Source organism: Bradyrhizobium sp. 159 (assembly GCF_023073795.1).
Lineage (GTDB): Bacteria > Pseudomonadota > Alphaproteobacteria > Rhizobiales > Xanthobacteraceae > Bradyrhizobium.
The window spans coordinates 1-12,750 of the sequence record NZ_JADPKE010000027.1 but is presented as its reverse complement, the minus strand read 5'-3'; the positions used below and the strand labels follow the sequence as shown (position 1 = coordinate 12,750).

Annotated in this window: 13 protein-coding genes; 7 read left to right on the top strand and 6 right to left on the bottom strand. The window is 64.8% G+C overall.

Translation table 11 applies throughout. From position 1 onward, the window contains the following. The first annotated feature begins 116 nt into the window (after positions 1-116). Positions 117-758 carry a tetratricopeptide repeat protein gene (locus IVA96_RS04950; protein ID WP_247415682.1) on the top strand — a complete coding sequence of 214 codons (642 nt, stop codon included), beginning with the start codon at positions 117-119 and terminating at the stop codon, positions 756-758. Between the two features lie 5 nt (positions 759-763). Here the strand turns inward: IVA96_RS04950 and IVA96_RS04945 are convergent, their stop codons facing one another. Together IVA96_RS04945 and IVA96_RS04940 are read right to left on the bottom strand one after the other, a co-directional pair. After that, a complete protein-coding gene (locus tag IVA96_RS04945; protein WP_247415680.1) occupies positions 764-1,117 on the bottom strand; it encodes a hypothetical protein in 354 nt (117 codons plus the stop codon). Positions 1,118-1,290: 173 nt separating this feature from the next. Continuing rightward, a complete protein-coding gene (locus tag IVA96_RS04940; RefSeq protein WP_247415677.1) occupies positions 1,291-2,097 on the bottom strand; it encodes a hypothetical protein in 807 nt (268 codons plus the stop codon). Positions 2,098-2,324: 227 nt separating this feature from the next. Between IVA96_RS04940 and IVA96_RS04935 the strand changes: the two genes are divergently transcribed. After that, positions 2,325-2,618 carry an antibiotic biosynthesis monooxygenase gene (locus IVA96_RS04935; protein WP_247279589.1) on the top strand — a complete coding sequence of 98 codons (294 nt, stop codon included), beginning with the start codon at positions 2,325-2,327 and terminating at the stop codon, positions 2,616-2,618. 120 nt (positions 2,619-2,738) lie between these two features. Here the strand turns inward: IVA96_RS04935 and IVA96_RS04930 are convergent, their stop codons facing one another. Beyond that, positions 2,739-4,202 carry a short-chain fatty acyl-CoA regulator family protein gene (locus IVA96_RS04930; RefSeq protein WP_247415675.1) on the bottom strand — a complete coding sequence of 488 codons (1,464 nt, stop codon included), beginning with the start codon at positions 4,200-4,202 and terminating at the stop codon, positions 2,739-2,741. 225 nt (positions 4,203-4,427) lie between these two features. On the opposite strand from IVA96_RS04930, the gene IVA96_RS04925 reads away from it, so the two are divergent. From IVA96_RS04925 to IVA96_RS04915, 3 genes are all read left to right on the top strand, one after another. Then, on the top strand, positions 4,428-6,059 hold the full coding sequence (locus tag IVA96_RS04925) for an isocitrate lyase (protein ID WP_247415673.1): 1,632 nt from the start codon (positions 4,428-4,430) through the stop codon (positions 6,057-6,059). Positions 6,060-6,088: 29 nt separating this feature from the next. Next, positions 6,089-6,298 carry a hypothetical protein gene (locus IVA96_RS04920; protein WP_247279592.1) on the top strand — a complete coding sequence of 70 codons (210 nt, stop codon included), beginning with the start codon at positions 6,089-6,091 and terminating at the stop codon, positions 6,296-6,298. Positions 6,299-6,494: 196 nt separating this feature from the next. Next, entirely contained in the window at positions 6,495-7,046 is a 552-nt protein-coding gene (locus tag IVA96_RS04915) for a hypothetical protein (protein ID WP_247415671.1), read from the top strand. Between the two features lie 203 nt (positions 7,047-7,249). Here IVA96_RS04915 and IVA96_RS04910 read toward each other — a convergent pair whose 3' ends face one another. After that, a complete protein-coding gene (locus tag IVA96_RS04910) occupies positions 7,250-8,134 on the bottom strand; it encodes a metallophosphoesterase (protein ID WP_247415668.1) in 885 nt (294 codons plus the stop codon). 92 nt (positions 8,135-8,226) lie between these two features. On the opposite strand from IVA96_RS04910, the gene IVA96_RS04905 reads away from it, so the two are divergent. Next, complete coding sequence (locus IVA96_RS04905; RefSeq protein ID WP_247415666.1) at positions 8,227-8,718, top strand: NUDIX domain-containing protein; 492 nt, start codon at positions 8,227-8,229, stop codon at positions 8,716-8,718. Between the two features lie 149 nt (positions 8,719-8,867). After that, positions 8,868-9,383, top strand: coding sequence for an N-acetyltransferase (locus IVA96_RS04900; protein WP_247415664.1), 516 nt, complete (start codon positions 8,868-8,870; stop codon positions 9,381-9,383). A gap of 117 nt (positions 9,384-9,500) precedes the next feature. On the opposite strand, the gene IVA96_RS04895 is transcribed toward IVA96_RS04900, so the two are convergent. Next, positions 9,501-11,867 carry a TonB-dependent receptor gene (locus tag IVA96_RS04895; protein ID WP_247415662.1) on the bottom strand — a complete coding sequence of 789 codons (2,367 nt, stop codon included), beginning with the start codon at positions 11,865-11,867 and terminating at the stop codon, positions 9,501-9,503. A 151-nt stretch (positions 11,868-12,018) separates the two neighbouring features. Then, entirely contained in the window at positions 12,019-12,435 is a 417-nt protein-coding gene (locus IVA96_RS04890; RefSeq protein ID WP_247415659.1) for a DUF2946 family protein, read from the bottom strand. Positions 12,436-12,750: the final 315 nt, after the last annotated feature.

The window sequence follows — 12,750 nt, the reverse complement described above, 5'->3', positions numbered from 1 at the left end:
CGCTCTGTTTTGTGACCTGGCGCACACAGGATCCCCGGCGCCGGTGTTAACATCCCGGCGAGACCACTTCTTCGAAAGGGGATGCGTGACCGGCCCTCTGCCGGCCACCGTCGAAGATGACCAGAGCTGCCGTACCATTGCTGATCGTCCTTTGCGTGCTTATTGGGCTGTCCACGCACATGGTCGTCAATTGCGGCGACGAGGACGATCCCGACATCTGCTCGGCCGTGATCGGCTTCTCGCCGCTGCGCGGCTCCCTGATCGCGTTCGCCTATGAGGGGCGCGGACGGATCGCGCTGCGCCATGGCGACTTCAGGCGGGCGATCGCCGATTTCGATGAGGCCATCCATCTCAATCCCAACCGCGCCTCACTCTATCGGGACCGGGCGCTGGCGCGCCGGCAGAACGGCGATCTGGAGCTTGCGATTGCGGATTATGACGAGGCGATCGCGCATGACCCCAAGCTCGCCGCGCCCTATCACCAGCGCGGTCTCGCGCTCGCCGCCAAAGGCGATCTCGACCGCGCCATCCTGAGCTACAACACGGCGGTCCGCCTCGACCCCTCGGACGCGCAGGCCCGCCTCGACCGCGGCTTTGCGTTCCTCGCCCGCGGCCAGACCGACGACGCACGTGCCGATTTCGAGGCCGCGCTGGCGCTGCCGCCCGGCAAGGACGGCCGCACCCATGAGGCGGCACGTGCCAAGCTCGCCGAGCTTGCCAGCGCCGAGCCGACCCGGCTCGCCGCGCCGAGAAGGTGAGCTGATTACTTCGCCTTCTTGGCTTTGGCCTTCTTCGCCTTCGCAGTCTTCTTCACCGGCTTCTCCTTCGCCGTCCTCTCCACCTTTGCCGCGACCGGCGTGCTGGCGGCGAGGCGCATGGCGCGGGCGTAGCTGTCGGCGACGTTGTCCGCGGACATCTGCAGGCGCTTGGCGGCGGCGGTGGCCTGCTCCAAGGTGGCCTTGGCCATCATCTTGAAGCGGTCGCTGGTCTCCTTGCCCTTGGCCTTGGCGGCAAGGCCGTTGAAGCGATCCCGCCGCTCCTTGGCGCGGGTCATCAGGCCCGTATGCAGCTGTCTGGCCAGTTGCCGGATCACGACATCCAGGTCGGCGTCCGCCATGTTGTTCTATCCCCTTCGAAAACAATATCGGTGCGGGCGGGACTATGCAGATCGGCCCCCACCTTGGCAATTCCCGCTGAGCCGCCATCCGCAGCTTCCGGTTTACAAAACAAAAAAGCCGCGCATTTTGCGCGGCTCTGATGTCATCTGGCGCAGGAAGCGCGTCGTCAGCCTCACTTCAGCGAGGCGACCGGACCGCTTGGGGCTGCAGGGTCGGGGTCGAAGCCGAATACGCCGACCAGGTATTTGTAATAGTCCGGCAACTTTTCCTTGAGCGCCTCGCGAGACTTCGGATCGTGGAATTCGCTCTTGCCGGCCAGGAAGATGCTCGCGGTCACCGCAAAGAACTCCATGGGATTCTTCATCGCATAGGATTCCCTGGGCAGCAGGTCCTTGGACTTGGTGAGGGCGTAATAGGCGATCACGCCCTTATTGGCGTAGCCGTCCGGCAACAGCCGCGCGTGATAGGCATGCAGGAGCTCGTGCAGCAGCACAGCCTCCTTTTCGTAGCGCATCATGTCGGGCCGCAGCATGATCACGCCGAGCCCCGAATCGACCGCGAGATCGACGGCATTCGGATTGGTCCAGCGCTGCTTGTCGGGATCCCAGACCGTCAGCATCCGGGGAGCGCTGCGCTGGATGTCCGGCGTGACCCTGCCGTAGCAGGCGGTCGCGGCACCTTCGTCGAGGCAGGCCAGCTCGCTCGCGACGATCGAAACGGTGTGGAAGAAGCGCAGCACGCGCGGCGACAGGCCGACGCCTTCGACGACGTCGATCTGGCTCTTCAGATTGCTGGTGAGCTTGTCGACATCCTTGCGGTCGCGATTCTCGGACAAGTCGAACATGTAGCCGCGGTAGCTCTGGAAGCCCGGCGGCAGCGGCTGCGCTGCGTCAGTCGACGCATCGAGCGATCCGGCAATGGATGGATTGACGAAGAGCGCGCCGACGATGGTTGCGGTCAGCAGCAACGCAATGCGCATGATGAACCCCCTGATCTCACCTCGCCCGGCATGATAAGCCACCGTCGTTCGCGAAACGTGAGTGGGGCAAGACTAAGGCACCGATGTTGAGGCGTGCTTAATCCTTGGTTGCAGATCGCGGCGACGGATTAGCGCGGGGTTAACCAAGCGTGGATCGGCGGCGCGCTTCGGCGTAACACCCACTCCGGGCACCAGGCCCTTACATCAGTAGCCGGAAGGAGGATGTCATGTATGCCGCCATCCGTCAGGCCAAGGCGAAAAGCGGGAGCGCTGAAGAGCTGGCGCGCCGCATCAAGGACGGCGCCGTCCCGATCATCAGCGACGTCGATGGTTTCCGCGCTTATTACGTCGTCTATGCCGGCGACGACACGGTGACCGCGATCTCGATCTTCGACAAGTTCGAACAGGCGGAGGAGGCGAATCGGCGCGCGATCGCCTGGATCGAGAAGGATCTGGCTCCGCTGCTCGCGGGACATGCGAGCGCTGCGGCCGGGCCGGTGATCGTGCATACGCTGGCGTAGGCGGCGGGGCGCGTTAGAGCTCTATCTTCAACTGTCATGCCCCGCCTTCGCGGGCGACGACAGCGAGGACGTGGCGCGCGCCATTGGCCAAATGCACCCTGCGCCCCACTGCTCCCGGCTTCACAATTCCCGTGCATTCGAGAAGGCGAAACTCGACACCCGCCGCGTCGTCTCATCCAGGATCAGGGTGCGCGTGATCGGCGGCTCGGCACGCTGGGCGCAGTTTTCGCGCTCACAGAGACGGCAGTTGACGCCGATCGGCGTGCCCTCGGTCTTCTCCAGGTCGATGCCCGCAGCGTAGGTCAGGCGCGCGGCGTGACGGATCTCGCAGCCGAGGCCGATGGCGAAGCGCGGTTGCGGCAGCGGGTGCGGCGCGACGGGGCGGCGCACCATCTGCGCGATCGAGAAATAGCGCGTGCCGTCGGGAAGCTCGATCACCTGCTTGAGCAGGCGGTCCGGCGTGTCGAAGGTCGAGTGCACGTTCCACAAGGGGCAGGTGCCGCCGAATTTGGAGAACGGGAACGTGCCGGAGGAGAAGCGCTTCGAGACGTTGCCGGCATTGTCGACGCGCAAGAGAAAGAAAGGAATGCCGCGCGCATTGGGCCGCTGCAAAGTGGTGAGCCGGTGGCAGACCTGCTCGAAACCGGAATTGAAGCGCTGCGCCAGCACGTGGATGTCGTAATTGAGCGCCTCGGCCGCGGCGAGGAATGCCGGGTAGGGCATCATGACAGCGGCAGCAAAGTAATTGCCGAGCGTGATGCGGAACAGCCGCCGCGGCGCGTCGTCGAGCGGGCCGGATCGGCCGATGATAGTCTCGAAATGCTGCGCGCATTCACCTAAGCCGAGCTGGAAGGCGAGCTGGAACGCACGGCCGGGCGGGTCGACCAGCTCGGAGATCAGGAGCTGGCGGCGGTGGCGATCGAACCGCCGCAGCGTCTCGCGCATCACGTCGACGGGCATGATGCGGGTCTGGATCGAATGCTTTTCGCGCAAGCGCGCGGCCAGCGCCGCGTAGAGCCCTTCGGCCGGCACGTTCAGCTCATCGCGAAGGTTTTCCGCGGCCTGCTCCAGCTCCGGGAAATAGTTGCGATTGGCCTCGATCAGCTCGCGTACGCGCTCGACCGGATTGGCCTCATAACGCGTGCCGACGTCGCGGTCGGCCATTTGCGCGGCCGCCAGCGTCTCGCCCTGGCGCGCTTCGGTATAGGCGGCATAGAGCCGTTGCAGCGCATGAGTCACGCCGGGGCAAAGCTCGGCGAGGTCGCGCAGCTCCTGCTTGGGCACGTCGATCTGGCGGAACAAGGGATCGGAGAAGATTTCGTTGAGCTCGGCGAAGAAGCGGTCCTCATCGGCAGTGGCGAGGTCGCGCAGGTCGAGGTCATAGGTCTCGGCCAGCCGCAGCAGGATCTGCGCGGTCACCGGGCGCTGGTTGCGCTCGATCAGGTTGACATAGCTCGGCGAGATCGAGAGCCCCTCGGCGATCTGGGTCTGCGACAGCCCCAATTGCTGCCGAATCCTCCGAAAGCGCGGACCGACGAACAGTTTCTTCCCGGAGAACAGTTTCTTCCCGGAATCAACGGGCATTTCTCAGGACTCCGTAGGCATCAAGGACAGTCTTAGTGACCTATAGTTTACAAAATTTACAAAGTAACATGTAATACATGTTCTTTATGTTACATTACATCACCAATAAGAAACAAGCCATCTATACGAAGTTTCTGTTTTCGCGTTTAGCTCCTGACACGCATTTCGCAATGCATTGTCAAGAATGTCGATGGCTCGCCCATCGACAGCGAAAGGATCAGGCACATGAACTATCAACCCCGCGGCATCAGCACCCTCCTGCGCCCGGCTTCGTATCAGAGCGAGATCGAGGCGGCTCAGGCGCTCCTTGAGACCCAGCCGACCTGGAACGGGGTGAAGGCCGAAGCCGTCGCGCGCATGCGCCTGCAAAACCGTTTCAAGACCGGCCTCGATATCGCCCGCTACACCGCCGCGCTGATGCGGGCCGACATGGCCGCCTATGACAGCGACCCGACCAAGTACACCCAGTCGCTCGGCTGCTGGCACGGCTTCATCGCGCAGCAGAAGCTGATCTCGGTCAAGAAGCACTTTGGCAAGACCGATCGCACCTACCTGTATTTGTCGGGCTGGATGATCGCCGCGCTGCGCTCCGAGTTCGGCCCGCTGCCTGACCAGTCGATGCACGAGAAGACCTCGGTGCCCGCCCTGATCGAGGAACTCTACACCTTCCTGCGCCAGGCCGACTCGCGCGAGCTCAATGACATCTTCCGCGCGCTCGACAAGGCCCGCAAGGAAGGCGACAAGGTCAGGGAGAAGGAGCTGATCGAGAAGATCGACAACTTCCAGACCCATGTCGTGCCCGTCATCGCCGACATCGACGCCGGCTTCGGCAATGCGGAGGCGACCTATCTACTCGCCAAGAAGATGATCGAAGCGGGCGCCTGCGCGCTCCAGATCGAGAACCAGGTCTCCGACGAGAAGCAGTGCGGCCACCAGGACGGCAAGGTCACCGTGCCGCATGACGTCTTCCTCGCGAAGATCCGCGCCTGCCGCCACGCCTTCCTCGAGCTCGGCGTGGAAGACGGCGTCGTCGTGACCCGCACCGACTCGCTCGGCGCCGGCTTGACGCAGCAGATCGCCGTCAGCCACAGGCCCGGCGACATCGGCGACCAGTACAACAGCTTCCTGGATTGCGAGGAAGTGACGGCGGAGAACGCCAGGAACGGCGACGTCATCATCAACCGCAACGGCAAGATGATGCGTCCGAAGCGGCTGCCCTCCAATCTCTACCAGTTCCGCCCGGGCACCGGCGAAGACCGCTGCGTGCTGGACTGTATCACCTCGCTTCAGAACGGCGCCGACCTGCTCTGGATCGAGACCGAGAAGCCGCATATCGAGCAGATCGCCAAGATGGTCGACCGCATCCGCAAGGTGGTTCCGAACGCGAAGCTGGCCTACAACAACTCGCCGTCCTTCAACTGGACCCTCAACTTCCGTTGGCAGGTCTACGATGCGATGAAGGAAGCCGGCAAGGACGTCAGCCAGTACAACCGTGCCGAGCTGATGAAGGCGGAATATGACGACACGCCGCTGGCGAAGGAAGCCGACGAGCGCATCCGCACCTTCCAGGCGGATTCGGCCAAGCGTGCCGGCATCTTCCACCATCTGATCACGTTGCCGACCTATCACACGGCGGCGCTGTCGACCGACAATCTGGCGCGGGAATACTTCGGCGAGCAGGGCATGCTCGGCTACGTCAAGAACGTCCAGCGCGCCGAGATCCGTCAGGGCATCGCCTGCGTGAAGCATCAGAACATGGCCGGCTCCGATATCGGCGACGACCACAAGGAGTACTTCGCCGGCGAAGCTGCCCTGAAGGCGGGCGGCGCCCACAACACGATGAACCAGTTCGGCTAACGCATCACGCACTTCGACAGGAGACTGACATGACCAAAGGCAGCAATTTCTGGGTGATCGGCGGCGAGTTCGGTTCGATGAACTTCCACAAGCTCGTGGAAGGCTCGGCCCAGGTCAAAGGTCCGTTCAAGACCCGCAAGGAAGCCGAGGACTGCTGGCGCGAGGTGTCGGAAGAGAGCCGCTACAAGGCCGGCGTCCGCTTCTCCATCGTGGAAGAGCCTTCGCGGGTCTCAGCCTAAGGATTCCGGCTGCCGATCGAACTAAGAAGACGTCCAAGGACGGATGGTCCCATCCAGGCCTTAGCCTGGGTGGGATCGTCTGTTTTTGGCACAGGTGAAACGTCTGTGGGCGCCGTAAGTATCTGGAATTGTGGACCCTTTGCGGGCGCTGTGGTTGCTGATAGGTTAACTCCCGTGTTTGAGGACGAGGCCGACAATGTCAGAGCCCGAAACCAGCGGGATTCATCCCAGCCAGCCGCGCCCGGTGCGGCTGCGCGATGCACTGTTGCGCGCCCGGATCGAGGCCGCCGACCGGACCGGCGTGGTCGTCGACCTCAGGGATGCCGAGGTGGCCCGGCTGGAGATCCTCAACGACGCGCTCGATCCTCTGTTCGCGCAGGTGCCGGAGCAGATCGACCTGTTCGACCACGGCATCAGCCAGGGCGATACGCCGAGGCTCTGGATCGACGTCGTCGCCCACATCTTGATGGGGCGTGACAAGCGGATGTACCGCTTCGTCCAGGACACCCGCTTCGGCCGCATCGTGCTCGCTGAATCGCACGACACCGCCGTTATCGTCGACGCCGTCACCGACTATGTCGCGCGCCGCATGATCGAGCGTGAGCGCGCGATGGTGGTGCCGCCCGAGCCGAAGCCCGCCGCCGAGCCGCCACGCCGCTCGCGCGTGTGGCCGTTCCTGTTCGGCTTCATCCTCGGCGCCGCGGCGCTGTTCGGCCTCGCCGTAGTAGCGGCCTTGCGGAGCTGGTGAGGACAATTCTCGTAGCCCGGATCGAGCGAAGCGCAATCCGGGATACCTATCGCGACAGATGCACTGCCCCGGATTACCATCCGGGCTACCAAGCGGGGCCGGTGAATTTCTCTTCGCCGTCATTGCGAGCGAAGCGAAGCAATCCAGAGTCCCTCCGCGGAAAGATTCCTGGATTGCTTCGCTTCGCTCGCAATGACGGCGAACTAGATCAACCGCGCATGCTTGATCTGCCCGATCTGAAATCCAGCGCCCAGGCTCCGCACCGTCTGCTCGCAGCGCCAGCCGGCATTGTCCTTTTCGATTGTGAACAGGTTATACGCCGCCGCCGGGTAACGTCCGTGCGCGAGCGCCGAGGCGGAAGGCACGCCGAGTGCGGGAATGTTGCCGTTCGGGCCCTCGAACCACATCGTCGAATGAATGTGGTCGTGCCCGTGCAGAATCAGCTCGACCCCGTGCCGTTTCAACAGTGCCAGCAGCTCGGCCGCGTCCGTCATCCGCTTCTGGCGCGCGACGGATCTCAGCGGATGGTGCACCAGCAGCACGCGGAAGACGTCTTCCGCCGCGAGCCGCTCGAGGACCTCTGCTAGGGCCGCGAGCTGATCGCGCCCGAGCGTGCCCGTCGCCATCAGCGGCAGGGTCGGCACCGCCGTGGACAGGCTGATCAGCGCGAGCGGTCCGCGCCGGCGCACGGCGGGGAAGGCTACGGTATCGGGCATATCCGCGGCGATGTAGTGCAGGAACGTCTCGCCGAAGCGATGGCGCGTCGCGCTGACATAGGCGTCGTGATTGCCGGGAATCGCGGTGACGCGGTCGGGCGGACCGACGCTTTCGAGCCAGGCCAGGGCCGGCGCGAACTCGGCTTCCAGCGCGAGGTTGACGAGATCGCCCGTCACGGCGATGTGGTCGGGCGCCTGGGCCTTCATATCGGCGACCAGCGCGTCGAGCACCTCGCGGCGCTGGTATTTGTGCCGGTTGCGCGTCCAGTTGATGTAGCCGAGCGCGCGCTTGCCCGCGAGCTCGATCAGCCGCGGCTTCGGCAGTGGCGGCAGATGCGGGTCGGACAGATGGGCGAGCGTGAAGGGGGCCATGGCGCGCGATTGCCTCGCTATTGCTCCGCTGTAATGGCAAGGTCGCAGCCAGCGCGCAAGCGCGGCTCGAAACGGGGCGTCAAGAAGGACTGATGCGAGAACGTCTGAACAGCATTCGACGACAATGCGAGCCGCTGCTGCGGCGTCTCTTCCATGCCTATTTCCTGCTGGTTCGCGGCATGACGCTCGGCGTCCGCGCCGTGGTGCTGGACGCCGACAACCGGGTGTTTCTGGTCAGGCACAGCTACGTCACCGGATGGTACCTGCCCGGCGGCGGCGTCGACTTCGGCGAGACCATGGCGCAGGCGCTGCGGCGCGAACTCAAGGAGGAGGGCGACATTGATCTCACCGGGGACGCCATGCTGCACGGCATCTTCCTCAACAGCCACGTCTCCCGCCGCGACCACGTCGCCGTCTACGTCGTCAGGCAGTTCAGCCAGGACCGCCTGCCCGGACCGAACCGCGAGATCGTCGAATGCGGGTTCTTCGCGATCACGGCGCTGCCCGAGGGGACCACGCCCGGCACACGGCTGCGGATCGCCGAAGTGCTGGACGGCAAGCCGCTGATTGCGACGTGGCGATGAGGGCGGCCCGTGCTGGTGCGTGAGGGTTGTCGTTCAACGGTGCAAACCGGCGAGCCAGAACACCTCTCCCGTCGACGCTGAAAAAGGAACTGAGCATCTTTGCTGCCCGATGGACCGCGCAGCGTTCAGGTGCTATCCCGCGCGCTGACATGAGCGATCTCTCACTCACCATCCTTCCCGAGGCCGCCGGCGACGCTCAGGCGATCGAACGGCTGCACGAACGCACCTTCGGCCCCGGCCGCTTCGTGCTCAGCGCGTACCGCATCCGCGAGCATGTCGACCATCTGCTCGAATTGTCCTTCACCGCGCGCATCGGGACGCTGCTGGTCGGCTCGGTCAGGCAGTTGCCGATTCTGATCGGCGACACGCCGGCGCTGCTGCTGGGGCCGCTCACCGTCGAGCCGCCGTTCCGCGACCGCGGCATCGGCCGTCTCCTGATGGAGCGCGCGCTGAAGGACGCCAAGGAAAAAGGCCACGCCATCGTGCTCCTGGTCGGCGACGAACCCTATTACAGCCGCGTCGGCTTCAAGCCGGTGGCAAAGGGCCGCGTCACCATGCCGGGCCCGGTTGACCCCGCCCGCATTCTGGTGTTCGAGCTCGTCGACGGCGCCTTCGAAGGCGTATCGGGGCGGGTTGCGCCGGACTGGAGCAAGGCGAGGGGGTAGGTGCTACGACGCTGTGAATGGGAGGCGCAGCGGCGGTGCCCATACTTGATCATTGTGACGGCGTGAACAAGCCGGGCGAGGTCAGCCGGGGCCGCTGTGGGCCCCGACTGTATGAGCTTAGAACTTGAAGTTCGCGAATGCCCGCACGCCAATGCCGGGCATCAGCACCTCGTCCTTGGTGTAGGAAACCGAGTTGCGGATGTTCTCGTTGAGGAGATTGTTGCCGACGATGCCGGCCATCATTTCGCGCGCGCCGAACCAGTTGCGGTCGAGCTTGGTCTTGTAGCTGACCTCGGCTTTCAGCAAATTGTAGCCCGCTGTCGGCGTCTCCGCGATCACCGCGACGTTGTTCTGCGCGAAGGCGTGCAGCAGGTTGACGCGCATCAGCCAGTTGTCGTCGCGCCAGAATACGCCGCCGCCCATTCTGAGCGGCGGAATCCGCGGCACGTTGGTGCCGTCGCTGAAGGTGGCGCGGACGAAGTCGAGTTGGTTCTCGATGCCCCAGATGCCGCCCTGGAAGGCGCCGACGTCGAGCTGCGACTGGAATTCGCCACCGCGGAAATTGGCATTGCGTTGCGAATAGACCGCCTGGTTCAGCTCGCCATCTGGTCCCCCGCAGGACGCAAAGTCGTCATCGCAGGACACGCCGGTGAGGCGGCGATAGATGAAATTGTCGAAATGCGTGTAGTAGACCGTCGCCTCGAACCGGAACGGCCCCGTCGCCCTGCGCACGCCGAGCTCGATCGATTTCGCGGTCTCGATGGTGAGGTTCGGATTACCGATGTCGAACGTCGCGGTCGCGTCATGGCCGCCGCGTGAAAACAGCTCGGCAGCCTTCGGCGCGCGCTCGACATATTGCGCGGTGAGGCTGCCGACCATGCCACCCGGCAGGTCCTGCAGCAGACCGATGCTGCCGCTCTTCGGCGTGAAGGACGGATTGCGCGCGATCGCCGTCTGCGGCGTGCCGTCGGGCAGGTAATCGGCGGGGAAATCAGGCGTCGTGCCGTGCAGCTCGACATGCTCGATGCGGCCGGCGATCTGTGCCCGCGTCGCCTCCGTGAACTTGAACTCGTTGAAGGCGTAACCAGCAACGCGCGTGCTGTTGTTGGGGTCCCAAAGGCCGTTGAACAGCGTGCCGGGATTGTCGGGGCTCGGCGCACTCAATTCCTGATGTCCGACCTGGAAGCCGAGCGCCGTCGTCACCTCGGCGAAGCGGGCATTGAACGGCATCAGCTGCACCTCGGTGCGGATCTCCTGCTCCTTGTTGGTGAAGGTCTGGCGCACGCCGTCGCTGTTGGGGTCGCCGGGATCGGCAAGGCCGATCTCGTTGTGCCGGTAGTCGGTCGCGCCGGCCCAGAAGCGGACCGCGTCGATCGCGGCCGCGTCGGGGTGGTACTCGCCTTTGACATTGATCTTGGTCTGGTGTGCGTCGATCCGCGTGTTGTGGTCGGCGCCGTCGATGCCGGGGATGTGGTAGAGCGAGTCGTTCTGCGTGATCGATGCGCCGATATAGCCGCCCTGGAAGAAGTAGGAGCCGCCGATCGAGGCGCCGTCCGAGCGCGTCGCCGAGTTGGGCTGACGGCCGTTCACCGGGCGCGACTGGTCGGTCAGATAGGGATAGCTCGGGATATAATAGTCGGACGTCGTGCGGCCATAGGCGTCAGCATGGAATGCAAAATTGCCGCCGCCGGTGTCGAGCAGCACGCCGCTTTCGACGCCGCGATCGACAGAGCTGAAGGCGGTGCGCGTCTCGGCGGTGACGCAAGGAGCGGTCGCGGCGCTCGCGAGCGGGGCCTTGGTCGGCATGCCATAGGTTTGGAATGAGGGCGCGCAAGCAGGCATCGCGTCCGGAATCCGGTTGTTGGTGGCGCTGACGACGCCGCCGATCGAGGTCGAGCCGTAGCGCAGCGCCGCCGGCCCGCGCACCACTTCGATCTGGTTGGTGGCGAGCGGATCGATCGGGACGAAATGGTCCTCACCGAGATCGGAGGCGCCGCCGGCATTGGTGCCGTTCTCGACGATGCCGACGCGGTTGACGTCGAGACCCCTGATGATCGGCCGGCTGGAGGCGCCGGGTGCGAAGCTCGAGCCGGTGATGCCGGGCTTGGAGAACAGGAGATCGCCGAGCTGGCCGCCGCCCTCGCGGCGGATCTCCTCGTTCGGCACCACGGTGACGGTAGCGAACTGGTTGGCCACAACAGGCAGCACGCCCTGCTGCGGCGCGGCGGGCGCGGACGCCGCGGGCGTCGCTTCCGCCGTTTGTTGGCGGCTGCGCACTCGCGCGGTCCGCGTGCCGCGGCCTGCGGTGCGGGAGGGCACCACCGCTCTGCGCACGATCGGGCTCGGCGCCGTCACGGTGACGGCGGGAATCTCGGTCGATGACTTGTCCTCGGCCGACTGGGCCAAGGCTGGTGTGGCGGCGGCACCGAGCAGGAGCAGGCTTGCTCCGCCAAGACGCTGCGCGCGTCGCGATTGTAATGACATGGTCCTGATTCCACTCAGGCGCCGTCCGCATGATTGTATTGTCTGCTGATCGGAGGCGGCCTGCCGTCGCGGTGCGACGGAATTCGACTTCAACTTCTCCCCAGGCATTCGCCGACATTTAGCGAGGCTGGGCGTGATCAAGCGTTGGAGGTCAGGACGCGGGAGGGGCGCGGGGCTGGAATGCCGTGCCGGCCGATTTCAGATGGATGAATTCGGCGCCGGTGGTGCGGTGGAGCAGTTCGATCGCTTGCGGCAGCAGCAGCACGGGCGGCGTCGCGAACACAATTGTGCCCGCCATCGCGACGACGGCGCAGATCGCGCAATTGTCCTCGCCCGGATGCTCGCGGTCGGGACCGGCCGGCGATTGCGTCTGGACTGCGGCGCGGCCCATCGCAGCAGCGCCCTTGGCGCTGTCCTTGGCGCCGTCGGTCTGCTGGAGCGAGGATTGAGCGAGGGGCGCGGCCCGCGCGAACCAGTGGCTGTGGCCGAACGTCAGCGCGAACTGCACCAGCATCGCGAACAACGCGAGCCGGGCAGCATGCCTCACATTCGACCGAAACCATTTCATCCGAAAGCGCCCCACACCGCGCGGCCAATCCCCTGCCATCGCGACGTTACAATGTAACATCGCCCGATCGGACGGTGGAGTCAACGCCGGCCGGATCGGCGCACGCAGGGCCGCGAGCCGATGTGTCGTTCCGGCAACTAGAGTGGGATGGAATTTTAGTTGAACTGCGCGCCCAGAACTCGAAGCACCTCTCCCCGCGGGGGAGAGGTGAACCCGGGTCCAAACCGGCTACATGGGTAACAGACTAGACCGGCGACATGGGTAACAGGTCAACTATTCGGCAAGGAGGGCTTGCCGATGGCTTGGAAGGAGACC

Bases quoted from the DNA above. Each gene is read 5' to 3' on its own strand.
- IVA96_RS04910 (WP_247415668.1), bottom strand. From the start codon at position 8,134: ATGGCCCCCTTCACGCTCGCCCATCTGTCCGACCCGCATCTGCCGCCA.
- IVA96_RS04915 (WP_247415671.1), top strand. From the start codon at position 6,495: ATGTCAGAGCCCGAAACCAGCGGGATTCATCCCAGCCAGCCGCGCCCG.
- IVA96_RS04925 (WP_247415673.1), top strand. From the start codon at position 4,428: ATGAACTATCAACCCCGCGGCATCAGCACCCTCCTGCGCCCGGCTTCG.
- IVA96_RS04900 (WP_247415664.1), top strand. From the start codon at position 8,868: ATGAGCGATCTCTCACTCACCATCCTTCCCGAGGCCGCCGGCGACGCT.
- IVA96_RS04895 (WP_247415662.1), bottom strand. From the start codon at position 11,867: ATGTCATTACAATCGCGACGCGCGCAGCGTCTTGGCGGAGCAAGCCTG.
- IVA96_RS04920 (WP_247279592.1), top strand. From the start codon at position 6,089: ATGACCAAAGGCAGCAATTTCTGGGTGATCGGCGGCGAGTTCGGTTCG.
- IVA96_RS04940 (WP_247415677.1), bottom strand. From the start codon at position 2,097: ATGCGCATTGCGTTGCTGCTGACCGCAACCATCGTCGGCGCGCTCTTC.
- IVA96_RS04945 (WP_247415680.1), bottom strand. From the start codon at position 1,117: ATGGCGGACGCCGACCTGGATGTCGTGATCCGGCAACTGGCCAGACAG.
- IVA96_RS04935 (WP_247279589.1), top strand. From the start codon at position 2,325: ATGTATGCCGCCATCCGTCAGGCCAAGGCGAAAAGCGGGAGCGCTGAA.
- IVA96_RS04930 (WP_247415675.1), bottom strand. From the start codon at position 4,202: ATGCCCGTTGATTCCGGGAAGAAACTGTTCTCCGGGAAGAAACTGTTC.
- IVA96_RS04950 (WP_247415682.1), top strand. From the start codon at position 117: ATGACCAGAGCTGCCGTACCATTGCTGATCGTCCTTTGCGTGCTTATT.
- IVA96_RS04905 (WP_247415666.1), top strand. From the start codon at position 8,227: ATGCGAGAACGTCTGAACAGCATTCGACGACAATGCGAGCCGCTGCTG.
- IVA96_RS04890 (WP_247415659.1), bottom strand. From the start codon at position 12,435: ATGAAATGGTTTCGGTCGAATGTGAGGCATGCTGCCCGGCTCGCGTTG.